This window comes from uncultured Phascolarctobacterium sp. (assembly GCF_902463975.1).
Classification (GTDB): domain Bacteria; phylum Bacillota; class Negativicutes; order Acidaminococcales; family Acidaminococcaceae; genus Phascolarctobacterium_A.
Genome location: NZ_CABQHJ010000023.1, coordinates 19,491 through 44,179 on the forward strand (window position 1 = coordinate 19,491; position 24,689 = coordinate 44,179).

Genomic DNA, 24,689 nt, shown 5'->3' on the forward strand with positions numbered 1-24,689 from the left:
CAGAAGATAAAAAAATATAACTTTATACTTATTAAAGTAAGATAAGCATCTTGCTTATAGAACTTAGTTCCCCTTTAATTATCTTAGGAAGAGGTGATAAACAGTGGGTCCTGTAACAACAAATCCATGGCTGATTGCCATAATCAACATGACCATTGTCTTTGGAGTTCTAATCGGATTAGGCATGTTGATGAGTTTAATCCAGGTAGTTGATCCTACCAAGGCTAAATAAGATTTAGCTGTAAAAAAGGTTTCAAAGCAGTGCTGCTGCTTTAAGCAGCTTCATAAGAAGAAATGACATTTTCTGATGTTCTGCTTGCGTTGCAAAGCAGACCACAGGTAGACTAGGGGAGGCTGTGGTGATACAGTTAAAATGAAAGTGTTGTAGCATTATTGTGGAGCTTATTTGCACTTATAACATCCCAATTAAGGGAAACAAGGAGGAAAAATTCACATGTTTGAGGCATTTTTTGTTGCTTTGTCTTCTGTATGGGCAGACTCCGGCTTCTCTGCACTGACTGGCGGTCATGTAATCATGATCTGCGTTGGTCTGGTTCTGCTTTATCTGGCTATTGCTAAAGGTTTCGAGCCTTTGCTGCTGTCCCCGATTGCTTTCGGTTGTATTTTGGCTAACATTCCTAAAAACGGTTTCGAAGAACCTGGTGTTATGTCCGTTATTATGTACGGTATTCACCACGAAGTATTCCCGCCGTTGATCTTCTTGGGCGTAGGCGCTATGACCGACTTTGGTCCTCTGCTGGCTAACCCGAAAACCCTGCTCCTGGGCGCTGCTGCACAGGGCGGTGTATTCGTAGCTCTGCTGGGCGCTATGCTGCTTGGCTTCACCGTACAAGAAGCTGCTGCTATCGGCATCATCGGTGGTGCTGACGGCCCGACTTCCATCTACTTGGCTGCTAAAATGGCTCCTCAGCTGTTAGGTGCAATCGCAGTTGCTGCTTACTCCTACATGTCTCTGGTTCCGTTGATTCAGCCTCCTATCATGAAACTGTTCACCACTGAAGCTGACCGTAAAATCGTTATGGAACAGCTCCGTCCGGTTTCCCACTTCGAAAAAGTTGCATTCCCGATCATGTGCACCATCGTTATCTCCCTGCTGTTACCTTCCGTAACCGCTCTGATTGGTATGCTGATGCTTGGTAACCTGTTCAAAGAAGCTGGCTGTCTTGATCGTCTGTCCGACACCGCACAAAATGCTCTGATGAATACCGTAACCATTATGCTGGCTACCGGTACTGGTCTGACCATGAGTGCTGATGCATTCCTGAACTATCAGACCATCCTGATTATCATCCTTGGTCTGGTTGCTTTCATCGGTGGTACTGCTGCCGGCGTTATCTTCGGTAAGCTGATGTGCATGGTAGACGGTGGCAAGACCAACCCGTTGATTGGTTCCGCTGGTGTATCCGCAGTTCCTATGGCTGCTCGTGTATCTCAAGTTGTTGGCCAAAAAGCAAATCCGTCCAACTTCCTGTTGATGCATGCTATGGGTCCTAACGTAGCAGGCGTTATCGGTACTGCAGTTGCTGCAGGTACCATGCTGGCTATGATCGGTCCTGTTGGTAAATAATTTATACTGAAACTCCCCTGAGGACGCGCTGCAAGGCGCGTCCTCTTAATTTTTGCCTAGAAAGTGTTCTGGAATAATAAACTGTCACATTATGAACAAAAAAGATGGCGATTTTGTGTCCTCAATCAGTGGACATGCGCTGTGGGATTACATTTAATTCGAAAAGTAAAATTAGCACCAGCTGTTAAAAATAACTTATAGGAGGTACTAAAAAAATTGCGTGAATCGCAAACCCTTGATACAATGGGCTTTGGAGCAGAAAGCTGTAAATTATCAGAGCTGATTTTATAAAGAGAATTAAGATAATTTTCAGATAAAATGGTCATATGCATTTCAAAAATCATTTACTTAAAGTTTAACTTAATTCCGGAAAAGCATATAAAAGTATAAAAATAAAACACCATGATAACAGTGTACATAAAACACAATATAGAAGTACGCAACAGAAAAACACTATTTACGTTAATAATGTAAATTTTTCAATAAAATAACTTTTTATTTTACGCTTATAGTGTTATAATAGGTACATGGAAATGCAAGAAAATACATAAGCAAATTCCATAAGCTCTTTGAAAACTACATATTAATAGCTGATATAGAATGCCTCCCTCGGCATTGTATATAAATTAATTTTAAAAGGAGGAACATAAAATGTCCCCAGCAATCAAATGTCTTATTTTGTTGGCAGTAGTTGCATTATTCTTTGTAACCGAACTTATCCCTCTCGCAGTTACTGCTACCGGCGCAGCTATCGCATGCGGCCTCTTAGGCTTGATTCCTGCAAAACAAGTATTCAGCGGTCTGTCTAACTCCACCGTTGTTCTGTTCGCAGGCATGTTCGTAGTCGGCGCTTCCATGTTCTACACCGGCCTTGCACAAGCAATCGGTAATACCGTAGTTAAAATGTGCGGCACAGGCGAAAACAGCCTGATGTTCGGCCTGATGCTCGTTGGTACCGTACTGTCCGCAGTATTGTCCAACACCGGTACCGCAGCTTGCTTACTTCCTGTAGCACTCGGTATCTGCTCCGCAGCTAAGATTCCTGCTTCCCGTCAGTTAATGCCGTTGGCATTCGCTTGCGGTTGGGGCGGTATCATCACCATGGTAGGTACTCCTCCTAACATCATCGCTACCGGTGCTATGACCGCTGCTGGTCTTGAGCCTTTCGGTTTCTTCGAATTCGCTTGGATTGGTATCCCGGTTTCCGTAGCTGGTATGCTGTACATGATGTTTGTAGGTAAATATTTGCTCCCGAACAAACAACTCGATGCTGACCAAGAAATTGAGCAAGAAATCGAAGCAAATGAAACCTCCAAATCCAAACAAATCGTTTCCGGCGTTATCCTGCTGGCAGTTGTTCTGGTAATGGCTCTTGGCATTAAAGGTATCACTTTGGAAATGGCAGCAATCATCGGTGCTCTGGTTTGCGTACTGACCGGTTGCTTGACTGAAAAACAAGCTTATGCATCCATCGACTGGGTAACCATCTTCCTGTTCGCTGGCATGATGCCTGTATCCTCTGCTATGGATAAAACCGGCGCTGGTAAACTCATCGCTGAATGGACTGTTAGCCTGATGGGCGGCTCTCCTTCTCCGCTGGTTGTAACTGGTGTACTGTTCGTCCTGTCCTGCGGCCTGACTCAGTTCATGTCCAACACCGCATCCGCAGCTCTGCTGTGCCCGATCGGTATTGCAATCTCCAAAAACCTGGGCGCTGACCCGAAAGCAGTTCTGATGGCTATCGCTGTTGCAGCATCCTGCGCATTCGCAACTCCGGTAGGTACTCCTCCGAACACTCTGGTACTTGGCCCTGGCGGATACAAATTCATGGACTATGTAAAAGCTGGTACCGGCCTGGTTCTGGTAGCTTTCGTAGTATCCCTGGTTGTTATCCCGATGGTATGGCCGTTCTTCCCTGGCAAATAATTTGTTAGGTTAGACGCTTACAAGCAAATCAATCCCCGTCACTTAGGTGGCGGGGATTTTTGTTGTTCAAAGTAGGGAACATACCGGCAGAAATATGTAATGTTAAGGGTGAGCATACAGACATATTTTTTATAAAAAAGTGTACAAGAGAACGGAATAATAAACAAACAAAATGATGTATAAATATGCAATAAGCTGAGTAGAAAAACATGTAAAGTACAGGAATAAAATAAATGAAAAAGGCTTGCAAATTTGTCAGAAGTGTGTTAAACTTAACACTGTTGACAATTAAGTAATTAAAGTAAGTGAAAAAGCCGATAAAGTAAGTTATGTAAGTGAAGGCTGTTTTAAGTCTTCGATAGCATAGGAGTTGTCGGAAATGTAAGTACTATAAATTTTTAATGATAGAACTTACTGATAACTTGTTGAATTATTTTATTGATGACCTTCAGTGTGTATAGTGACACACAGACAACAAAACATTTTTATTATTTTAAGGAGGAAAACAATGTCCCCAGCTATCAAATGTCTCATTCTTTTGGCAGTAGTTGCATTATTCTTCGTAACTGAACTTATTCCTCTCGCAGTTACTGCTATTGGTGCCTCTGTGGCATGCGGCCTGTTAGGCCTGATCCCTGCTAAGCAAGTATTCAGCGGTCTGTCCAACTCCACTGTAGTACTTTTTGCAGGTATGTTCGTTGTAGGCGCTTCCATGTTCTACACCGGCCTGGCTCAAGAAATTGGTAACACCGTAGTTAAAATGTGCGGCACCAGCGAAAACAGCCTGATGTTCGGTCTGATGATCGTTGGTACTGTAATGTCCGCAGTTCTGTCCAACACCGGTACCGCAGCTTGCATGCTGCCGGTTGCACTGGGCATCTGCTCTGCAGCTAAAATTCCTGCTTCCCGTCAGTTAATGCCTTTGGCATTCGCTTGCGGTTGGGGCGGTATCATCACCATGGTAGGTACCCCGCCGAACATCATTGCAGTAGGTGCAATGAATGCTGCTGGTATCGAGCCGTTCGGTTTCTTCGAATTCGCTTGGATCGGTGTTCCTATCTCTATCGCTGGTATGCTCTACATGATGTTCCTGGGCAAATATCTGCTTCCGAACAAACAACTCGATGCTGACCAAGAAATCGAGCAAGAAGTAGAAGCTAACGAAATTTCCAGATCTAAACAAATGGTTTCCGGCGTTATCCTGCTGGGCGTAATCCTGGTAATGGCTGTTGGTATCCCGGGCGTATCCCTGGAAATGGCTGCTATCATCGGCGCTCTGCTGTGCGTACTGACCGGCTGCCTGACTGAAAAACAAGCTTATGCTTCCATCGACTGGGTAACCATTTTCCTGTTTGCTGGCATGATGCCTGTATCCTCCGCTATGGATAAAACCGGCGCTGGTAAGCTCATCGCTGAATGGACTGTTGGCCTGATGGGCGGCGCTCCTTCTCCGCTGGTTGTAACCGGTGTACTGTTCATCCTGTCCTGCGGTCTTACTCAGTTCATGTCCAACACCGCATCCGCAGCTCTGCTGTGCCCGATCGGTATTGCAATCTCCAAAAACCTGGGCGCTGACCCGAAAGCAGTTCTGATGGCTATCGCTGTTGCAGCATCTTGCGCATTCGCAACTCCGGTAGGTACTCCTCCGAACACTCTGGTACTCGGCCCTGGCGGATACAGATTCATGGACTACCTGAAAGCTGGTTGCGGTCTCGTAATCGTATGCTTCATCGTATCCCTGATCGTTATTCCGATGGTATGGCCGTTCTTCCCTGGCAAATAATGCCAGTCTGACGAATAAAGCACCATATGCTTCGTCACAAATGCCTTGACGTACTAGAAGTACGCCGGCGGCATCTGTTCCTCGCCTCTGGCACTTTCTCGCCAGCCTGGTGATTGAAAATGATAAAGCACCATATGCTTCATCGCAAATGCCTTGACGTACCAGAAGTACGCCGGCGGCATCTGCTCTTCGCCTCTGGCACTTTCTCGCCAGCCTGGTGATTCAAAATGATAAAGCAACAAATGCTTTGACAGTCAAAATGCAAATCAACCCCTGTCACGAAAGTGACGGGGGTTTTTGTTATATGTGTTGAATTTTGTTAATGGTGCCATAAAAAAAACACATCTTTTTGCTATACTTGCTTTGACCTCAAAAAGAGTAGAGGTTATAATAGTAAAGGAATATATTTAATAATGAGGGATGCAAAATGATGAGTTTCGTGAAAAAGAATAAATATATCCTCGTAGCGGCTGCGATTTTGCTCGCAGGAAGCTATGGTGGCTATAAATATTATCAAAGCACGCAGGTTACAACTGCTGTTGTTAAGATGGGCGAAGTAAAAAAAGGTAATATTGTAGAAACTGTTTCAGCTACCGGCGCCTTGAGCGCACAGGATAATGTTGATATCAGCTCCAAGATTACCGGCCGCATTGTTGAGGTGTTGGTTAAGGAAAACCAGCATGTCAACGCCGGTGATGTACTGGTGCGTCTTGATGCAACGTCCTTGAACGCAACGTTGGCACAGATGCAGGCCAAGCTGCATAATGCTCAGGCTAACTATGAGCGTAATCTGAACCTGCTGAACCGCGGTGCTATCAGCCAATCAACATTTGACAGCGTGGAAGCAGATTATCTTGTAGCCAAGAGCAACTATGAAAAGGCTGCTTCTGATGTTAATGATACTGTTATTACCACACCGATTTCCGGTTACATTATCGGTAAGCCTACACCAGTTGGGCAGACTATCAGCTCCGGTATCAGCACACCGCAGGTTATTATGTCTGTGGCAACGCTTGATAATATGGAGATTGAAGCACTTGTCGATGAATCCGATATCGGTCAGGTTAAGGACGGGCAAAAGGTAAAGTTTACTGTTGATGCTTATCCCAACGAAACCTTTACCGGTAAGGTACGCTTGATTTCCCGTAGTGCAACTACGGAAAACAACGTTATCTATTATAAGGTTTATGTTACCGTTGATGATGCTAAGGGCAAGCTGCTGCCGACTATGACAGCAAGAACCGAGATTATTATCGATGAAGCAAACGACGTAACGATTGTGCCTTTAAACTGCATTTATAGTGAGGGCAGCCGTCGCTACGTCAAGGTATACAACGAAAAGACTAAGGAAACACGTGATGTAGATGTAAAGCTTGGCCTGACGAGTGACAGCGAAGTAGCAGTTACGGCAACCGGTCTCAGCATTGGTGACAAGCTGCTGGTGAAGAAGGCTGTCAGCAAGCAGAGCAGTAACAGAATGGGCCCACCGCCGATGCACTAAGGAAATATTAAGTAACTAATTATATAGATAAAAGTATATATTAGTGATGTAATGTGTTTATGGAGGACTTAAGCCATGAATATATCAAATATCACTAATTACAAGCCAAAATAGTTTGCCGAACTGCTCAACGTAACAGTAAAAACACTGCAACGCTGGGACAGAGAAAAAACTCTTGTAGCAAACAGAGCCCCGACTAATCGAAGATACTATACTTATGACCAGTATTTACAGTTCAAGGGAATAGGCAGAGACGCAGATTCCCGTAAGATTGTCATCTATACAAGGGTATCGTCCAGAAATCAAACTGACGATTTGGAGAACCAGGTTGATTTTTTACAAAACTATGTGAACGCCAAAGGCTTAATTGTTGATGAAGTTATCCGTGATTATGGAAGCAGATTGAACTATAATCGAAAGAAATGGAATCAGCTGCTTGTGAAGTCATGGAAAACAAAGTAAAAATGATATTTGTATCTCACAAAGACAGGTTCGTCAGATTCGGTTTTGACTGGTTTGAAAAATTCTGCAACAAATTCAATGTTGAAATAGTGGTTGTAAAAAACGATAAACTATCACCGCATGAGGAATTAGTTCAGGACATAGTAAGTATACTCCATGTTTTTTCATGCAGGCTGTATGGACTACGTAAATACAAAAAACAAATAGAAGGGGAGGAGACCATTGCTAAAGGCATTCAAGACAGAAATAGCACCAACTAGAGAGCAGAAACAAAAGATAATACGCTCAATCGGTATAGCAAGATTTTTATATAACCAATACATTGCTTATAATAAAAAGTTATATAAAATGTATCAGCGAGGTTTATTAGACATAAATCAGAAACATTTTATATCTGCTAATGACTTTGATAAATATGTAAACCATAATCTGAAGTTAAAATTGCCGTGGATTGACGAATGTGGTTCTAAAGCACGAAAGAAAGCGCAAGTCAATGCCGAAGCAGCGTTCAAGAAGTTTTTCAAGGGCGAAGCCGGCTTCCCAAGGTTCAAGAAGAAATCTAAGCAAGATGTAAAGCTATATTTTCCTAAAAATAATAAAGGTGATTGGACGATATGGCGGCATAAGCTAATGATACCTACGTTAAAACAGGTTAAGCTAAAAGAATTTGGCTACTTACCGGTAGGTGCTAACGTAACTAACGGCACAGTATCTTATGAGGCTGGTAGGTTCTATATTTCTGTCGTGATAGATATTGATGAAAACTCCAAGTACAACAAGGACTTGGAAACTTCATATCATACAACAACCAAAGGCATTGGTATAGATTTAGGCATCAAAAATTTGGCTATTTCAAGCAATGGCAAAATATTTAAAAATATCAACAAAAGTTTAAAAGTCAAGAAACTTGAGAAACGGTTGAAGCATTTGCAGAGGCAGCTCAGCCGTAAATATGAGTTTAGAAAAAAGAAAGGTGGTAAAACTGCTGCTGCCTCTGCAAACATAGAAAAGCAAAAGTTAAAGGTACAAAAACTTCATCATCGCATTAATGAAATCCGTGAAGATTATGAAAACAAAGTCATCCATGAAATTGTAAAGCAAAAACCAAGCTTTATTACTGTGGAGAACTTGAATCTCAAAGGCATGATGAAGAACAGGCATCTGGCAAAAGCTGTGGGAGCACAAAGATTTAATTATCTGCTGACTAAGCTGAAACGCAAAGCAGAAATCATTGGCATAGAAATGCGTGTTGTTGACAGATTTTATCCGAGTTCCAAAACTTGTCATTTTTGTGGGCATATCCATAAAGGTCTGAAACTCAAAGACCGTGTATATATTTGTCCTGAATGTGGCTATACACAAGATAGGGATTTCAATGCTTCTCTAAATTTGCGGGATGCCAAAAAATATCGGATAGCTTAATAACAAAAGGCCCGATATATGTACCGATGGCTAGTCGGGAATTTACGCCTTCGGAGTGCTATACAAACGCTAGTAGCTTATCTTTCGTGACAGCGAGAGCGAGTACGATGAACAAGGAATATTTCTAAGGCATAAACACTTTTGTCTATGTTTTTAGTAGCAGGCGTTAGCTTTATGTCTGTTATCGAATTAAAAGATATTATGAAAACCTATCAGATGGGTGACAGCGTGGTACACGCGCTTTATCACGTTAACCTGAAGATTGAGCCGGGGGAATTTACTTCTATTATGGGGCCTTCCGGCAGCGGTAAATCTACGATGATGAATATTCTCGGCTGTCTGGACAGACCGACCTCCGGCGAGTATTTTCTTGATGGCAAGGAGATTGCCGGTTATGATGACGATGAGCTGGCGCATACGCGTAATGCGAAGATAGGCTTTGTCTTCCAAAACTTCAATCTGCTGGCTAAGCTGACTGCGCAGGAGAATGTAGCCTTGCCGTTGGTATATGCCGGTGTAGACGAGGAAGAACGCATGGAGCGCGCTAAGAAGGCACTGGAGGCTGTTGGCCTGGGCGATAGGCTGGAGCATAAGCCGATGGAGATGAGCGGTGGTCAGCGTCAGCGTGTGGCCATTGCCAGAGCCTTAATCAATAACCCGGCGATTATTATGGCCGATGAGCCTACAGGCAATCTTGATACCAAATCCAGTTACGAGATTATGGATATCTTTAAGAAAATGAATGAGAGCGGCAAGACGGTGGTTATGGTTACCCATGAGCCGGATATTGCCGAACAGACGAAGCGTATTCTGGTAATGCGCGACGGACAGCTGGTAAGTGATGAATGCAGCGGCGGTAAGACTAATTATGCTGCTATAGAGCTGCAGCAGATGCGTGATGGTACGCAGAGCTGATAAAGGAAGGTAGATATTTATGTTGAATGAAAGCATTAAAATGGCTTTGCAGGGCATGGTCTCCAATAAGCTGCGCACCTTCCTGACGCTTCTTGGTATTATTATCGGTGTCGGTGCCGTTATTGCAATGGTCAGCCTTGGATTTGGTCTTAAGGAGAATGTCAAGAACAATATCTCTAAATTGGGCAGTAACCTGCTGATTATTACCTCAGGTGGCCGTACAGCGAGCGGCGCGCGTCTGGCGGCCGGTGAAGGCGTTAAGCTGACGTATGATGATATGCAGGCTATTGAGAAGCAGGTTGATGGTATTGCCAATATTTCAGCCAGTGTCAACAGAAGCTATCAGATGGTTGCCGGCAATCAGAACTGGACCAGCCGTGTTGAGGGTACAACTCCGAGCAACTTTACCATTTCCAGTCTGGAGGTTGAGGACGGACGCGTTTTGAACGAGCGTGACCTCGTAAGCCGCGGCAGAGTGGCAGTTATCGGCAAGACTGTTGCTGACAGTCTGTTCCCGGAGGGAAGTCCTATTGGCAAGATTATGCGTATTAACAAAGCGCCGTTTCAGGTTATCGGTGTTTTGAAGAGCAAGGGACAGGGCAGCATGGGTATGGACCAGGACGACGTGGTTTATGTTCCTCTGACAACGGCACAGAACCGTATGATGGGTATTACGAATGTACAGCGCATAACGGTGCAGGCTGAAAATGAAAATATTATCAATGACGTGCAGGCTGATGTAGAACAGGTGCTGCGTACCCGCCACAAGATTAAAGAGGGAGATAACGATGATTTCACCGTAGGAAATATGGCGCAGATTATGGAAACTATGATGGAAACAGCCAATAATATTACAATACTTCTTGGCTGCATTGCTGCTATCAGCCTTTTGGTAGGCGGTATCGGTATTATGAACATTATGCTGGTGTCCGTAACAGAGCGTACGCGTGAGATTGGTATCCGTAAGGCGTTAGGCGCTACCTATAATAATATCTTGCTGCAATTTCTTGTTGAATCTATGGTTATAGGTATTATCGGCGGTACTTTGGGCGTAATGCTTGGTATCGGTGCTTCCAGTATCATCAGCAGTATGGCAGGCTGGAATACAGTTATTTCCATCTGGGCTATTGTTATTGCTGTAATCTTTTCAGTCGGTATTGGCTTGTTCTTTGGCATTTACCCGGCGCGTAAGGCAGCACTGCTTGATCCGATTGATGCTTTGAGATACGAATAAAATAATATGATAAAGTGAAGGGAGTCTCTCTTCACTTTATCTTTAAACTTGGAGAAGAAATGAAAAAAAGAGAACCTAATCCCCCTACATTTAAAGATTATTTGCAGGCCTTTTCAGATTATCTGAGAAGGCCTAAAACTGTTTTTGATTTCAAAGACCGTACAAAGGGAATTTTATTGCTTATTGCGATAATAATTCTGCTGCAGAAGGTTGTGCAAATGCTGAGTGATTGATATAATAAAATAATAGAAAAGTGTTGAGCAAGGAGGATGACTGTGACGGGAAAGGGACTTGGTATTTTAGGCGGGACCTTTGATCCTATTCATATAGGGCATCTGCGTATTGCTGAAGCTGTTTACGAACGTATTGCACTGGAACAAATTATTTTTATCCCAGCTTTTGTACCACCGCATAAGGTAGGACAGGATTATGCGCCGGCGGAGCATCGCTATGCGATGACTGAGCTGGCAGTAAAGCCATATCCGCATTTTACTGTGTCAGATATGGAGCTTCAACGTAGCGGCGTATCCTATACGGTAGATACACTGCGTGAGTTGCGACAGATGTATCCGGATAAGGAGCTTTATTTTATTATTGGTGCCGATTCGGTAGCTCAGCTGCATACCTGGAATTCTATTGAGGAAATGCTGCAGCTGGCAACCTTTGTGGCTGCCGGCAGGCCGGGCTACGATGGTGTGATGGAAGAGGTGGTGCAGCATCTGGGTGCTGCGGCTGCGGAAAGAATTATGCTGCTGCATACACCTGAATATGACATTTCATCTACCGAAATAAGGACAAGGCTGCACGAAGGAGCAAGCCTGGCGGGCTTAGTGCCGCGGACTGTGGAGCAGTATATTAATGCTCATCAATTATATCAAAGGCAGGGATGAAGCAGAAATGATGACAATAGACGAAATGAAACAGCTTTTGCAGGCTTCCTTGCCGCCGAAGCGCTATAAACATTCCGTACATGTTTACGAAACAGCTTTGGAGCTGGCTGAGGCACATAAGCTGCCGAAAGAAAAAATTGCGATTTGTGCGTTGCTGCATGATTGCGGCCGTGAGGTTGCCAGCAAAGAAAGTGCGGCGAAGGCAGATGCACTGGGAATTGCTATTGATGATGTAGAACGCAACCAGCCGATTTTGCTGCATGCCAAATTAGGCGTGTACTATGCACAAACTAAGTATGGCGTAAATGATAAGGAAATTCTGGCAGGTATTGCGCAACATACGACAGGTGCTGCCCACATGACGGATTTGGCGAAGGTTGTATTTTTAGCCGATATGATTGAGCCTGGCAGAGATTTCCCGGGCGTTGACGATTTGCGCAAGCTGGCACGTAAAAGCCTTGATAAAGCAATGCTTAAAGCCTATAGCAATACTATAGAATATTTGCTTGCCGGCGGACAATTAATTCATCCGCATTGTATTGATGGCTACAATGAGCTGATGCTGGCGCAGAAAGCAGATAATAAATAGGCGGGGCGAGTATGGAAGAAAATAATAATCAACAACCGCCGTTAAGACGCCGTAGAAGGTGCAAGATTCGTTGGGGAAGATTGCTTTTCCTGCTTATTTTTGTGGGACTTCTGGGAACAGCACTTTACCATGGAACTTTCTGGATATATAATAAATTTATCAATCCGCCGCATGTTGGCGTGACTGCAGCAGACAATAAAATACGCGATGACCAGAAGCTTAATGAACGCATTAACGTCCTGCTATTGGGCATTGATGATGGCGACAGCGAAGCAGCGGAAAGTGAGCCTAAACGCACAGATGCGATTATCCTGCTGAGCTTTGATCCGCAGAATAATAAGGTTGCGGTTTTATCTATTCCGCGTGATACGATGGTAGTCCTTCCCGGTCATAAGGATCCGGAAAAAATCAATGCTGCCTTTGCTTATGGTGGCGTTGTTATGGCAAAGCAGACAGTAGCTAATCTGCTGCGTGTGCCTATCCATTATTATGCGCTGGCAAACTGGCGTGGCTTTATTGATGTGGTAAATTTAATTGGCGGCGTAGATATCTACGTAGAAAAGGATATGTATTACGAGGATCCTTATGCTGATCTGGTTATTGATATTAAGCATGGCTATCAGCATATGGATGGCGAAACTGCCGGTAAATATGTGCGCTTCCGCAAGGATGAGCTTGGTGATATCGGACGCGTGCAAAGACAGCAAAAATTCCTGAAGGCTGCAGCGGAGCAGATGTTTTCTGTACAGAATGTAACCAAGGTAAGCAGTTTGCTGGCAACGCTGGACAAATATGTGGAAACAGATCTTAATACCTTGACAATGCTTAAGGCAGCCAACAGCTTTAAGCTGTTTGGTGATGATAAGCTGCGCAGTTGTATGCTTTATGGCAAATTTGACGATAGCACCGGTGTGAGCTATTGGCGGGCTGATCAGGCTGATGTAAACAAGTCCTTGGATGAGCTGGGAATTCCTTATCTGAAAGAGAAGGAAGAGGAAAAGCCGGAGGTTGAAGAAGAGCCGAAGGAGCACCTGCAGCCTAAGGACAGAGATGAATTAGAAAAAGAAGCAAAGATTGCTGGAAAAGTAGGTAATAATTAAGGAGGATGCTTAATGGAAACTAAAGAAATTGCACAAAAAATTGCGGCTGCGGCCAATGACAAAAAAGCAAAGGATATACTTTTATTAAATATGGAGGGCTTGTCTCCGGTTACAGATTTTTATGTTGTATGCAGCGCCGGCAACAGCACCTTGGTTAAGGCAATTGCTGACAATATTGAAGATAAGCTGGCAGAAGCAGGCGTGCATCCTACTCACAAGGAAGGCTATGCCGACGCACGTTGGGTACTGTTGGATTATGGTGATGTTGTTGCTCACGTTTTCCTGGAGGAAGAACGCGATTTTTATAACTTAGAGCAGCTGTGGGCAGATGCTCCCTCGGAAAGCTTTGTGGAGAATACGGATGATTGATAATAAAAAATTCAGCAGAGCTAAAAAGGCTCCTGTTGTTACGAACAATACGAAATACCGTCCCGGTGATGTAGTCAGTTTGAAGGTTGTGCGTGCGAATGACAATGCCGCATTCCTTGACGCAGGCACCGGTAATACCTCTGACGATATCATGCTGCATAAGCTGCAGCAGACCGCTGAGGTTAACATTGGTGACGAGGTAAAGGTATATCTTTATCTTGATCCCAGCAAGCGTCTGACTGCCAGCATGAAGCTGCCGAAGATGCGTGAAGGCCAATTAGGTTATGTACGTGTGCTGAGCGTTACCCGTGACGGCGGCTTCGTTGATATCGGTGCAGAGCGTGGCGTTTTCCTGCCCTATAGCCAGATGCGCGGCCATGTAAACCCCGGTCAGCTCGTGTGGGTAAGACTGTATCGCGATAAGAGCGGTCGTCAGGCTGTGACGATGCGTGTAGAAGAGGATATGGTGAAAGCGTCCAAGCCTGCAGAAGGCTTGAAAATCGGTGATAAGGTTACCGGTACGATTTACAACATTCTGCCGGAAGGCTTCTTCCTCTTTACCAACCAACGTTTTATTGCCTTCCTGCATCGCAGTGAAGTGCCCGGTGGCAGACTTGACTTCGGTCAGGAGGTTACCTGCCGTGTAACCTATCTGCGCGAGGATGGACGTATTAACGTTTCTATGCGTCTGCAGAAGGAGAATGCACTTGTTGCGGATGCTCAGGATATCTATGATTTCCTGGTGAAGCGCAATGGCAGCATGCCTTACTGCGATTCTACGCCGCTGGAGATTATCAAGCAGAAGTTTGGTATCAGCAAGGCTGCTTTCAAGCGTGCGTTGGGCCATCTGATGAAAGAGGGCAAGGTACGTCAGGAGAACGGCTGGACCTATTTGACGGAAGGTCAGCAAGAAAAGTAAATTTAATATTTGAAGCACAAAAAAACCTGTTAGCTGAATTTTTCAGCTAACAGGTTTTAATTATCTCAGTCTGAAGGTGAAAGGTAAGCGCAAATAGCAGCGAACCTTTTGGCCGTTAGTACCGACAGCGCTGGTGAAGCGCCATTTATAAGCGGCATTGATACCTGCCTGGTCGAGGTTAGCGTTACCGCTGGAGCTTACGAGGGTAACCTCATCAACAGTACCGTTGGTGTTGACCAGAAGACGTACAACGCCTGAACCGGTGATGCCTGCATTGCGTTCTGCAGCAGGGTATACAGGATCAATCTTGCGGATAATACGCGGCATAACAGCTACAGCACCGGTACCGTTGCCGGAACCGTAACCGCTGCCATTGCCTGTGCCGTGGCCGCTGCCGTTACCGCCGCCGCTGCCGGAGCCAGTACCGGGACCGACACCGCTGCCGTGGCCGCTTCCCTGACCGGTGCCGCTGCCCTTACGGGCCACCTTTTTCACAGCAGATTTTTTATGTACAGGTTGAGGCTTGTTGTCATCGTTTTTCCAGATAGCCTCCGGATCCGGTGTAGGCTCTTCCTGTACATCCTCTTCAGTAGAGTTTTCTTCGTCGTTTGCATTACTGTCTTCAATGTCGGCATCATTGCCGCCACCGCCGCCGCCGCCGAACAGTGATACCTCAACGATATCGTTAGCAGGCGGATGCGATAAATTAAACAGTCCGACGAAGCTTACGAAAAGTAAGATAAAAATATGTGTTACGATAGAACCGATAAAACCGATTCTACTGCGTTGACCAGAATTCATTATTTACCAGCTCCATCCGTTGCCAAACCAAAGCGGGTAATACCTGCGCCTTTAAGTTTATCAATAAGTTCAATAACACGACCGTAATCAACATCCTTGTCTGCTCTGATAACAATAGCAAAACGAGGATTATTTTTTTGCTCAATAGAGGCCTGGGTTATTAAGGACTGGATATCTGTCGGCGCATCGCCAAGATAAAGATTGCCGTCATTTTTCAAGGATACAGCAAAAGTTGTCGTTGTATCAGTAGCAGCATGTGCTGCCTGCGGCAGCTTTACGGGAATGGTTTTCAGGTCGATCATGTACATGGTGCTGAGCATGAAGAATACCAGCAGGAAGAACATGATATCGATCATAGGGATAATAATAAGCTCCGGTGTTTTTCTATCACGTACATTGCGCAGCTGCATTATTTACCACTCCTTGTTTCTGCTTCGAGAAGAGCACTGAAGCATTGCTCCATGTCGGTAATCATATTATCCATACGATGGGCAAAATAAGAGTGTGCGCACAAGGAAAGAATAGCTACGCAAAGACCGGTAGCAGTAGCGATAAGTGCTTCGCCGATACCGCCGGTAATAGCGATAGGAGCGCCGGATTCCAGATTGAAGATACTGAAGGCGCCGATCATACCAACGATGGTACCGAGCAGGCCCAGCAGCGGGGACATAGTAACGATAATAGCAAGGTAGTCCAGTTTATTTTTCAGTTTAGCAATAAAAATACCTGCCTGGCTTTCCAAAAATGCTTTTTGTTGTTCTCTGCCATCGGTGATTTTAGCTGCATCAGCAACGATTTTAGCGCATTCGCCGTTAGCTGCTTCTGCTAATTGAAGAGCTTCTTCTTTTTCATCAGCTCGCAAAAGTTCACAATACTTAGCGGCAAAGACCTGACCACTGTCTTCTGCCTTGTAGAACAGAAAACGCTCAATAGCAATAGCTATTACTGCGATTGAACAGAAAAGCAGCGGCCACATAACGAGACCGCCTTTGTGAAAATACATGATTGTTTGTTGAATTGCTTCCATGAATTGCCTCCTAAAAATACTCATAAAAAATTTTTTTGGCAGCAGCAACTGCCTCAGCCTGTTTTGAAAAATGTTATAAGCTGAATAAGGTTAATTTATAGTATATATTATCAATATGCAAAAAGCAAGAGGTTAGAAAAGATAATTAGCTAAAAGTGTTTAGAATGTAACAGTGTTGACTTAAGGTAGCAGAGAAATAAAATCGAGGTATTTCTTTATGTAGAAATTAATGGAAAAGAAATAAAATGATTTGGTAATTCAAAGTATATCTTTAGTTTTTCCAGAGTTTTTCTCATTCATCCGCCTATCTCTTGCAGCCTTCCTTATAATGGTATATAATTTATCTAATCCAGATTATACAAATCATGATTAGATAGCAGAACGGAAAACATGACTTGCCGTTTTATTTTACCAAGATTGGCCGCTGGTGGAATAAGACTGATGAGATAGATATTATGGCAGTTGATTACAGGCAAACACAAATACTTTTGGGTGAGTGTAAATATAAGCATAGACTGGTAGATGTAAAAGACTTGAAGCACTTTTTAGGCAAAAAAGTAGCGCAGGATAAGAGCTTGCATTATTATTTCTTCTCTAAAGCCGGTTATACAGAGCAGGCGGTTGCTTATGCGGCAGAAAAGGGGATAAAGTTAGTTTGCTTGGATGAGTTGGTGTAGATTTTAGGATAGAAAAATCATAGAAACTCTGAGAAACCGAAGTTTTACTTTGACTTCTCAGAGTTTTTTATTTTTAGAGTAGTAAAATATTCTATATACTTACTTTGGCAAACTAATTAAACTAATATTATAGGTAATGATAATATGTAAACTGTTCTAACATAATAGAGATATATATCAGTTGTTGTTGATTGCTAATGCAATTTCATGTTACTTGACGTAGTATGTGCGTTATGCTATAATTCTGCGTGAAAAAGTAGATTGCAATAATGAACAAATGAATAATATAGACCTATCGGGTGTCGAAAGACTTAATAAGTAAGCAGGTGCGAAGCCTGCGCTGTCACGCAGCTGTAAAGTGGAGCAAATCCAAACAATGCCACTGGGAAAGCTGGATTTGTGATGAAACTGAGCCAGAAGAATTGCCTGAGAAAGTAAAGACCAAAGTATGCTGCGAGTGACAGGTGAATGGTAAAGGACAAGTGCGTCCTTCTGTCATGGTGCAGAAGGGCGTTTTTTCTTGCCGGAATACTGGACGCCCTTTATAAATATGCTTTTAGCCGGAGCCGCACGCGAAACTCGGACAGCTCGGTGGCAATGGTTAAAAAATAAATTTTTTATGAGGTGTATGAGTATGATGAAAAACAAAAAAGCGCTGGTTATGTCAGTGCTGTGCGCTGTTGCCAGCGTAGGCTTTGTAATGTCTGCAAGTGCTGCAGAGCAAGCTATGCATGGTAATCTGGATGAGGTTGTTGTTGAAGGGAGAGCAGATGTTCTTCCGGGGGGGGATGGTAAGTAAAACTGGTAGTGTTGGTATTATCGGCGATAAGGATGTTATGGATGTACCGTTCCAACAAGTTAACGTTACTGAAGAAGCTGTTGAACGCTTTGGTGCAGATCCTAGCCAAGCGTCTACTTCAATATTAGTAAACGTTCCTTCTATAAGAACAAGTAGCAGTACTATTTATAACGATTTTTCTATTCGTGGACAGGCTGCTAACGCTTATCAAATGCGTGTAAATGGCATTCCCGGTTTATTTTCCCAAAATAATTTGCCAATGAATATGTTTGAAGGAGTAGAAGTTATTTCTGGTGCTTCTGTTGGTGTTTACGGTACTGCTGCAAAGGAATCTGCGGGCGGTAGCATTAACTTAAAATCTAAACGTGCTGGTGAACAAGATATTACTCGTTATACAACCACCTTTGCAGGTGCAAGCTCTTGGGGTAATTATTTAGATGTATCCCGTCGTTTTGGTAATGACAAGCAATTCGGTTTACGTATCAATGCTTCCCATGTTAATGGTGAAACTGCTATTGATGATGAAAATGTAAAGCAAAAAACTTTTGCTATCAACTTTGATGCACATACTAAAGTTTCAGATACCAACTTGCTTTTAGGCTATCGTGATACAAAGGTTGAAAATTCCCTGCGTTATTTTGATTTTAGCAACGGCGCTATTACTAAATTACCTAGTGCACCGAAAGCATCTAATAACTATGCATTCAAAGGCTCTAATTTAGGTATGGAAACAACTTTCTTTACTTTGAATCATGAGCAGAAATTAGGCGAAGATACAAAGGTGTTCTTAAACGGTGGCTATGGCTATAATAATGGTTATGATTATCTTGTAACTAAGTCTTCTAGATTTGATGTTTTGGATAATGCAGGCAATTATTCTAGTAAAATTCAGAATGAACCTTATTGTGTAAAAAATGGTTATTTCCAATTAGGCGTAAAACAAAACTGGACTGTTGGTAATGTAAAGAATGAATTTGCTTTATCTTGGGATAAAAACTGGTATAGAGGTCAGTGGGGCAATACTAATGAGCCTCGCGGTACTGTAACTGGTAATTTGTATACTGGTAGTACTTTTGATTTTATCAGTACTAATAAAGGAAAAGCATTGCCTGGTAGCACTCAACAATATTATGGTTGGACCGCTGTTAATACATCAGAAATTGGCAAGGCTTCTGTAACCTTGGGCTTACATAGACATACTGCCAGCGATACTACTGCTGCTGGCAAAAATACTCAATCAAGCGCTACATCTCCGTTATATGGCGTAGTTTATCGTCCTGACAATAACTTCGCAATTTTTGCTAATCATACAGAAAGCTTCCAACAAGGTTCTGTTGTAGGAACTGGCTACGAAAATCGAAATGCTATTCTTGATCCGACAAAGACTAAATCGAATGAAGTTGGTGTAAAGTATACTAATGGTAGTTCCGTTGCTTCATTATCCTACTTTGATATGAAACAAGCTTCTAAAATGGAATCCAATATTGACGGTAAAAGATATTTGACCTTAAATGGCGAAAACTCTTTCCGGGGTATTGAATTGTCTTACAGTGGTAAAATTGCTGATAAATGGTCTGCAATGGGTGGCTTGATGTATTTGGATAGTGAATATAGCAAAACTAATGATAATTACCTTAATGGCAAACAAATTAAAGGTACTGCTAAATTTAGTGGTGTTGCTAATATCGCTTATGCTCCGCAGGATGATATGTCGATTTGGGCTCGTATGATTTACACTGGTTCTGCGCCGTTGTATACTAACGCTAACAAAGAACTTACTGTTCCGAGCTTTACTACATTTGACTTTGGTGCAACCTATAAGACAAAAGTAAATAGCACTCCGGTTACCTTTAGTGCAACTTTGTTTAATGCTTTCAACAAAGATTATTGGCTGGCTCGTCCTACCTATAATTATGGTATCCTTGGTAATCCGAGAACTTTGTTCTTGTCTGCACAATTTGATATTTAAGTCAACAATTTAAACTTTTTAAATATGGCTGCTGCTGTTTAGTGGCAGCCATATTTCCATAGATGGAGGAATATATGCTTAGAAAATTTCCCTTGTTATTATTAAGTTTAGTAATAATTTTAGCCTGCATCATAATTGGTTGTGGTAAAAATGATAAGGCTTCAACAACAGACTCTACAAAAGGAAATCTTACAGTTACTGATAGTGTTGGCAGAAAAATTAGCTTCAAAAAACCTATAAGCAGAGCAGTTATCATGAATGCTTATAATGCAGAGCTTATTAATGCAATTGGTGCTATGGATCAAGTGGTTGGTGTAGATTACTATATTTACCAGGATCAGGAAGGGTTTAAACATCGTTTTACTAAGGAGATGCTAATTGGTCAAAGTAAGGGAAGCGACCTTAACTATGAGAAAATTATCGAGTTAAAACCAGAAGCAGTTATTATGACGAGTAATTACAACTGGCAGGATGCTGAAAAAAAGCTCAAACCGTTTGGTATAGAGGTTATTAACGTTGACGCTTACTATACAGATAAATTTGCAGAAAATGTCAAGCTTTTGGGACAGATTTTTGGTAAAGAAAAAAATGCTAAGGAGTTTGCTGATTACTTTTTGTCTAAGCTGGCTTATATAAATAAACAACTACAAAATGTACCTAAACGAAGCGTTTATTATGAATACAGAACAGCAGGGAGAACTACTGTACCTGGGGATTATTTTTATGAGATGGTAAAACTTGCGCATGCTGATAATGTGTTTAGTGGAGCTAAAACTAATACTGTAGATATAGAAGCTGTTGTTGAGAAGAATCCGCAGTATATAGTTAAGGTATCAGATACTAATGTTTATTCTTCTTATGTACCTCCTAAAGAAACTGAGCATAAACAGATTTATGAGGAAATTGCCTCTCGACCTGGTTGGGATCAAATTGATGCGGTAAAGAATAAAAAAATCTTATTATTATCGCATTATGTGCATGGTGGTGCTTCTAAGTTAGTTGGTACTATGTATATTGCTAAGTTTTTGTATCCGGAACATTTACCAGATTTGCATCCAGAAAATGTTTTTAAGGATTGGCTGACAAAATATCAGCATTTAGATTATGTTGCGGGACATACTTATCCTGCGTTTAAATTGGATGAGTGATATGAAAGATTTAGAAAAGGAATATGAGAATACAAACAAGAAAAAATTATTGATGATTGCATCAGCAATAATTATTATGCTTGTATCTGCCTATGTTTTTACAACATTAGGAATGAAAAATATTAGTGCAATGCAGACGTTTGTTGCTATAAGTAAAGCTTTTTGCGGAACACTGGATAATGGCGCTGATGCAGCAAGCAACAAGATGATTATGCTTTTGAGATTGCCACGTATTGCTTTAGCGATGTTAGCAGGTATTGGCTTGGCTGTATCTGGCGCAGTAATGCAATCGTTAACGAGAAATTATCTTGTAAGTCCGTTTACATTAGGAATCTCCTCAGCAGCTGCTTTTGGTGCGTCGATGAGCATAGTATTTGGTGTTGGTTTATTCTTCCAAAGTGAAGTGGGAATGATTAGTTGTGCGTTTATGGCTTCGTGCATTTGTGGTTGTATAGTTTATGGAATATCACGTTACATTGGTTTAAATCCTAGTTCCATCGTTCTTGTTGGTATATCACTTAATTATCTTTTTAGTGCAATGACAGCAACCATAGAATTCTTTGCAAAGGAGCATAAGTTAGAGGCTGTAGTGCAATGGACGTTTGGTTCTTTTAATAGAGCAACATGGGATAGCGTTTTGATTACAGCAGGTGTTATTTGTTTAGGATTTGTTGTATTAATGTTATATAGTCTTAAGTTGAATGTTATGGCAACGAATAATGATGAAATGGCCAAAAGCTTAGGTATAAACATTAATAAAGCAAGAGTCATTTGTGGAATGACGTCCATATTACTCACAGCTACAATAATCAGCTTTACTGGTGTAATTGGTTTTGTTGGATTGATTGCACCGCATATAGCAAGAGTTTTGATTGGCGATAACCATTTCTATTATCTGCCATTTGCTTCGGTTCTTGGTGGAGTTTTATTACTTTTCTCTGATATGATAGGAAAATTTATTTTGTATCCGGTGAATATACCTGTTGGTATAGTAATATCCTTTTTAGGTGTACCGTTATTTATCCATTTGATATTAATGAAACGACGTAGTTTAGAGTAGGTGCATTATGGAGTTGAAGATTGATAATTTGAGCTTTTCCTATAGCCAAGAAAAGACTATTTTAAAGAATATTTCCTTTGCTGTAGAGCAAGGTGAAATTTTAGGTGTTTTAGGAACTAACGGCACAGGTAAGACAACATTGCTCAAATGCATAAATAATATTTTAAGACCGCTTGCTGGAGGGATTTGTTTTGGCAAAGAAGATATAGCGAAACGTAAACAAAATGAAATTGCTAAAATAATTGCTTATGTTCCTCAATACGCCAACAATCTTTCACCTGTAACTGTTATAGATTTTGTAATGCAAGGACGCATACCACATGCAGGCTTTTCTTTTTCACAGCATGATAAACAGATTGTGCTTGATGTCTTGCAACAATTTGATTTAGAGAATTATGCGTTTAGAAAAGTAAATGAGTTAAGCGGAGGCGAAAGGCAGAGGGTTTTGATAGCTAGGGCGATGGCGCAGAATCCCCAAATAATTATTTTGGATGAACCTACAAGTAGTCTTGATTTATATAATCAACTATTTATTCTTGAGATAATAAAGGAAATGGGGAAAAAACAAAACTTAGCTGTTCTTATGACAATGCATGATTTAAATTTGGCTAGCATGTTTTGTGATAAACTGCTTATGCTAAAATGTGGCAGGGTTTTTGCTTATGGTAAATCAGAAGATGTTTTAACTGAAGATAATATTAAGGCTGTCTATAATGTGCAAACAGCCATCAGTATAGCGGATGGTTGTAAGCATATAAGATTAGTTCGTGAAAAATTTTAAGTATGGATGTACCGCTTATATGGTATTTATAAAATTTACTATGGTTTATAACTGAAAGTGTAAATTATGAGAATTCTTAGTTGTCTACGTATTTGTTTGCACAAGAAATACTATATGAAACAGTGAGTGAATTGTCATACTTGACGTCACGATAAGCTTATGTTATAATTTGCGTGTAAAAATAGAAATATATATCATGAGTACATATATTTGAATAGATTAAACATATCAGGTGTCGAAAGACTTAATAAGTAAGCAGGTGCGAAGCCTGCGCTGTCACGCAGCTGTAAAGTGGAGCAAGCCTTAACAAAGTCACTGGGTAAGCGGGAAGGCAAGGCTTGCGAGGAAACTGAGCCAGAAGAATTGCCTGAGAAAGTAAAGACCAAAGCATGCTGCGAGTGACAGGAGAATGGTAAAGGACAAGTTCGTCCTTCTGTCATGGTGCAGAAGGGCGTTTTTTCTTGCCGGAATATGGAACGCCCTTGATAAAATATGCTTTTAACCAGAGCCGCACGCGAAACTCGGACAGCTCGGCGGCGATGGTTAAAAAATAAATTTTTTATGAGGTGTATGAGTATGTTGAAAAACAAAAAAGCGCTGGTTATGTCAGTGCTGTGCGCTGTTGCCAGCGTAGGCTTTGTAATGTCTGCAAGTGCTGCAGAGCAAGCTATGCATGGCAATCTGGATGAGGTTGTTGTTGAAGGAAGAGCAGATGTTCTCCCGGGGGGGGATGGTAAGAAAAACTGCTAAATTGGGTATCTTGGGCGATAAAAGTGTTTTGGATATTCCTTATTCTGAAATGAGTATGACGGAAAAAGCTGTAGCTCTTTTTGATGATCCTAGTCAACCATTGGCAAATATTTTAACTGCTAATCCTTCTATTCGTAGTAGCACTAGTTCTCCGATGTATAGTGATTTTAGTATGCGCGGTATTAACATGAACGGTAACCATATGATGTTAAATGGTGTGCCTAGCTTATACTCTCAGTTCACTACACCGCCTTCCCATGTAATTGATAGAATTGATATTACATCTGGCCCTAATGCTGGTGTGAATGGTGTAAGTATGTCTAACAATGGTACAAATAGTGGTGCAACTCCTGCGCCCGGCACTATTAATATTGTTACGAAACGAGCAACTGATACTCCTGTTACCCGTTATACACAGACTTATAGCGGAAGAGGCAACACTAGTGAAACTATTGAAGTTGGACGTCGTTTTGGTAAGGATAATGAGTGGGGATTGCGCGTGAATGCAGAATACATGGATGGCAAACTTTCACTGCCTGGTGCAGAGAATAATGAAAAGAATATTTTCATTAACTTTGATCATCGTGGCGAAAAGAGTGAAACCAATTTATTTGCAGGGCATTATGATAGACGTATTAATGGTGCACAAAGATGGTTTTCTTTAGATAAGACTTATAATAATAGTGTATTGCCTGATGCTCCTGATTCTAAAAATAATTATGACTTTGATGGTACAACTAAGAGAATGTATGGTTGGATTATGGCTTTGAATCATGACCAAAAAATGGATGATAATTGGTCTTGGTTTGCTAATTATGGTCAATCTAATCGTTTTGGTAATAAAGATAATCAAAGTGCGTCCATTAAATTTAAAAATGGTGGAGAATTTGTAAAAAATGTTTATTCTCAGATGAATGAGATTGCGAAGAATGTTTATACTCAAATTGGTATAAAGGGTAAATTTGAAACTGGTGAAGTA

Annotated in this window: 24 protein-coding genes, 2 pseudogenes and 2 riboswitches; of the genes and pseudogenes, 23 read left to right on the forward strand and 3 right to left on the reverse strand. The window is 41.9% G+C overall.

Annotated elements, in window-relative coordinates; all coding sequences use genetic code 11:
• Window positions 1–103 precede the first annotated feature (103 nt).
• The 15 genes and pseudogenes from RDW05_RS11690 to RDW05_RS07735 all read left to right on the forward strand — a co-directional run.
• Window positions 104–229 (forward strand): annotated as a pseudogene (locus tag RDW05_RS11690) (sodium pump decarboxylase); the annotation flags it as partial.
• 225 nt (window positions 230–454) lie between these two features.
• A complete protein-coding gene (locus tag RDW05_RS07670; protein ID WP_307978530.1) occupies window positions 455–1,588 on the forward strand; it encodes a sodium ion-translocating decarboxylase subunit beta in 1,134 nt (377 codons plus the stop codon).
• Between the two features lie 651 nt (window positions 1,589–2,239).
• On the forward strand, window positions 2,240–3,514 hold the full coding sequence (locus RDW05_RS07675; RefSeq protein ID WP_293810275.1) for an SLC13 family permease: 1,275 nt from the start codon (window positions 2,240–2,242) through the stop codon (window positions 3,512–3,514).
• A 508-nt stretch (window positions 3,515–4,022) separates the two neighbouring features.
• Window positions 4,023–5,297, forward strand: coding sequence for an SLC13 family permease (locus RDW05_RS07680; protein ID WP_304276038.1), 1,275 nt, complete (start codon window positions 4,023–4,025; stop codon window positions 5,295–5,297).
• A 427-nt stretch (window positions 5,298–5,724) separates the two neighbouring features.
• The gene (locus RDW05_RS07685) at window positions 5,725–6,798 is read left to right on the forward strand and encodes an efflux RND transporter periplasmic adaptor subunit (protein WP_307978532.1); all 1,074 of its coding nucleotides are present in this window, start codon (window positions 5,725–5,727) and stop codon (window positions 6,796–6,798) included.
• Between the two features lie 123 nt (window positions 6,799–6,921).
• A pseudogene (locus tag RDW05_RS07690) lies at window positions 6,922–7,520 on the forward strand (IS607 family transposase).
• Entirely contained in the window at window positions 7,483–8,682 is a 1,200-nt protein-coding gene (locus tag RDW05_RS07695; RefSeq protein ID WP_307978533.1) for a transposase, read from the forward strand. The pseudogene RDW05_RS07690 and the gene RDW05_RS07695 overlap by 38 nt, the downstream one beginning before the upstream one ends.
• A gap of 174 nt (window positions 8,683–8,856) precedes the next feature.
• A complete protein-coding gene (locus tag RDW05_RS07700) occupies window positions 8,857–9,597 on the forward strand; it encodes an ABC transporter ATP-binding protein (protein WP_374111025.1) in 741 nt (246 codons plus the stop codon).
• Window positions 9,598–9,616: 19 nt separating this feature from the next.
• Complete coding sequence (locus RDW05_RS07705; protein WP_307978536.1) at window positions 9,617–10,831, forward strand: ABC transporter permease; 1,215 nt, start codon at window positions 9,617–9,619, stop codon at window positions 10,829–10,831.
• 59 nt (window positions 10,832–10,890) lie between these two features.
• Entirely contained in the window at window positions 10,891–11,064 is a 174-nt protein-coding gene (locus RDW05_RS07710; RefSeq protein WP_293829384.1) for a hypothetical protein, read from the forward strand.
• A 36-nt stretch (window positions 11,065–11,100) separates the two neighbouring features.
• On the forward strand, window positions 11,101–11,721 hold the full coding sequence (nadD, locus tag RDW05_RS07715; protein ID WP_374111023.1) for a nicotinate-nucleotide adenylyltransferase: 621 nt from the start codon (window positions 11,101–11,103) through the stop codon (window positions 11,719–11,721).
• Window positions 11,690–12,310, forward strand: a complete 621-nt coding sequence (gene yqeK, locus RDW05_RS07720) for a bis(5'-nucleosyl)-tetraphosphatase (symmetrical) YqeK (RefSeq protein ID WP_307978538.1) — start codon at window positions 11,690–11,692, stop codon at window positions 12,308–12,310. Before nadD ends, yqeK begins: the two co-directional genes overlap by 32 nt.
• Window positions 12,311–12,321: 11 nt before the next feature.
• Window positions 12,322–13,410: an LCP family protein gene (locus tag RDW05_RS07725; protein ID WP_307978540.1), complete on the forward strand. Its 1,089-nt coding sequence runs from the start codon at window positions 12,322–12,324 to the stop codon at window positions 13,408–13,410.
• A gap of 12 nt (window positions 13,411–13,422) precedes the next feature.
• Window positions 13,423–13,779 carry a ribosome silencing factor gene (gene rsfS, locus RDW05_RS07730; protein WP_293722965.1) on the forward strand — a complete coding sequence of 119 codons (357 nt, stop codon included), beginning with the start codon at window positions 13,423–13,425 and terminating at the stop codon, window positions 13,777–13,779.
• Window positions 13,772–14,698: a S1-like domain-containing RNA-binding protein gene (locus RDW05_RS07735; RefSeq protein WP_307978542.1), complete on the forward strand. Its 927-nt coding sequence runs from the start codon at window positions 13,772–13,774 to the stop codon at window positions 14,696–14,698. The genes rsfS and RDW05_RS07735 overlap by 8 nt, the downstream gene beginning before the upstream one ends.
• A 60-nt stretch (window positions 14,699–14,758) precedes the next feature.
• On the opposite strand, the gene RDW05_RS07740 is transcribed toward RDW05_RS07735, so the two are convergent.
• From RDW05_RS07740 to RDW05_RS07750, 3 genes are read right to left on the reverse strand one after another with little or no spacing between them, the layout of a single operon-like run.
• Window positions 14,759–15,499 carry a TonB family protein gene (locus RDW05_RS07740; protein WP_307978543.1) on the reverse strand — a complete coding sequence of 247 codons (741 nt, stop codon included), beginning with the start codon at window positions 15,497–15,499 and terminating at the stop codon, window positions 14,759–14,761.
• The gene (locus RDW05_RS07745) at window positions 15,499–15,909 is read right to left on the reverse strand and encodes a biopolymer transporter ExbD (protein WP_307978545.1); all 411 of its coding nucleotides are present in this window, start codon (window positions 15,907–15,909) and stop codon (window positions 15,499–15,501) included. Before RDW05_RS07745 ends, RDW05_RS07740 begins: the two co-directional genes overlap by 1 nt.
• Window positions 15,909–16,526 carry a MotA/TolQ/ExbB proton channel family protein gene (locus RDW05_RS07750; RefSeq protein ID WP_040564600.1) on the reverse strand — a complete coding sequence of 206 codons (618 nt, stop codon included), beginning with the start codon at window positions 16,524–16,526 and terminating at the stop codon, window positions 15,909–15,911. The genes RDW05_RS07745 and RDW05_RS07750 overlap by 1 nt, the downstream gene beginning before the upstream one ends.
• Before the next feature lie 395 nt (window positions 16,527–16,921).
• Between RDW05_RS07750 and RDW05_RS07755 the strand changes: the two genes are divergently transcribed.
• From RDW05_RS07755 to RDW05_RS07790, 8 genes are all read left to right on the forward strand, one after another.
• Window positions 16,922–17,203, forward strand: coding sequence for a DUF234 domain-containing protein (locus RDW05_RS07755; RefSeq protein ID WP_307978546.1), 282 nt, complete (start codon window positions 16,922–16,924; stop codon window positions 17,201–17,203).
• Between the two features lie 280 nt (window positions 17,204–17,483).
• A riboswitch (cobalamin riboswitch) is annotated at window positions 17,484–17,648 on the forward strand.
• A 189-nt stretch (window positions 17,649–17,837) separates the two neighbouring features.
• The gene (locus RDW05_RS07760) at window positions 17,838–18,002 is read left to right on the forward strand and encodes a hypothetical protein (RefSeq protein ID WP_307978547.1); all 165 of its coding nucleotides are present in this window, start codon (window positions 17,838–17,840) and stop codon (window positions 18,000–18,002) included.
• Window positions 17,992–19,971: a TonB-dependent receptor domain-containing protein gene (locus RDW05_RS07765; RefSeq protein WP_307978548.1), complete on the forward strand. Its 1,980-nt coding sequence runs from the start codon at window positions 17,992–17,994 to the stop codon at window positions 19,969–19,971. Before RDW05_RS07760 ends, RDW05_RS07765 begins: the two co-directional genes overlap by 11 nt.
• A gap of 62 nt (window positions 19,972–20,033) precedes the next feature.
• A complete protein-coding gene (locus RDW05_RS07770) occupies window positions 20,034–21,119 on the forward strand; it encodes an ABC transporter substrate-binding protein (protein ID WP_307978549.1) in 1,086 nt (361 codons plus the stop codon).
• Between the two features lies 1 nt (window position 21,120).
• Window positions 21,121–22,179, forward strand: coding sequence for an iron ABC transporter permease (locus tag RDW05_RS07775; protein ID WP_293722980.1), 1,059 nt, complete (start codon window positions 21,121–21,123; stop codon window positions 22,177–22,179).
• 7 nt (window positions 22,180–22,186) lie between these two features.
• Window positions 22,187–22,960 carry an ABC transporter ATP-binding protein gene (locus RDW05_RS07780; protein ID WP_307978550.1) on the forward strand — a complete coding sequence of 258 codons (774 nt, stop codon included), beginning with the start codon at window positions 22,187–22,189 and terminating at the stop codon, window positions 22,958–22,960.
• Between the two features lie 213 nt (window positions 22,961–23,173).
• Window positions 23,174–23,346: riboswitch (cobalamin riboswitch) on the forward strand.
• 190 nt (window positions 23,347–23,536) lie between these two features.
• Complete coding sequence (locus RDW05_RS07785) at window positions 23,537–23,710, forward strand: hypothetical protein (RefSeq protein ID WP_307978551.1); 174 nt, start codon at window positions 23,537–23,539, stop codon at window positions 23,708–23,710.
• Window positions 23,691–24,689: TonB-dependent receptor plug domain-containing protein (locus tag RDW05_RS07790; protein ID WP_307978552.1), on the forward strand; the 999-nt coding region annotated here is incomplete at its 3' end. The genes RDW05_RS07785 and RDW05_RS07790, both read left to right, overlap by 20 nt.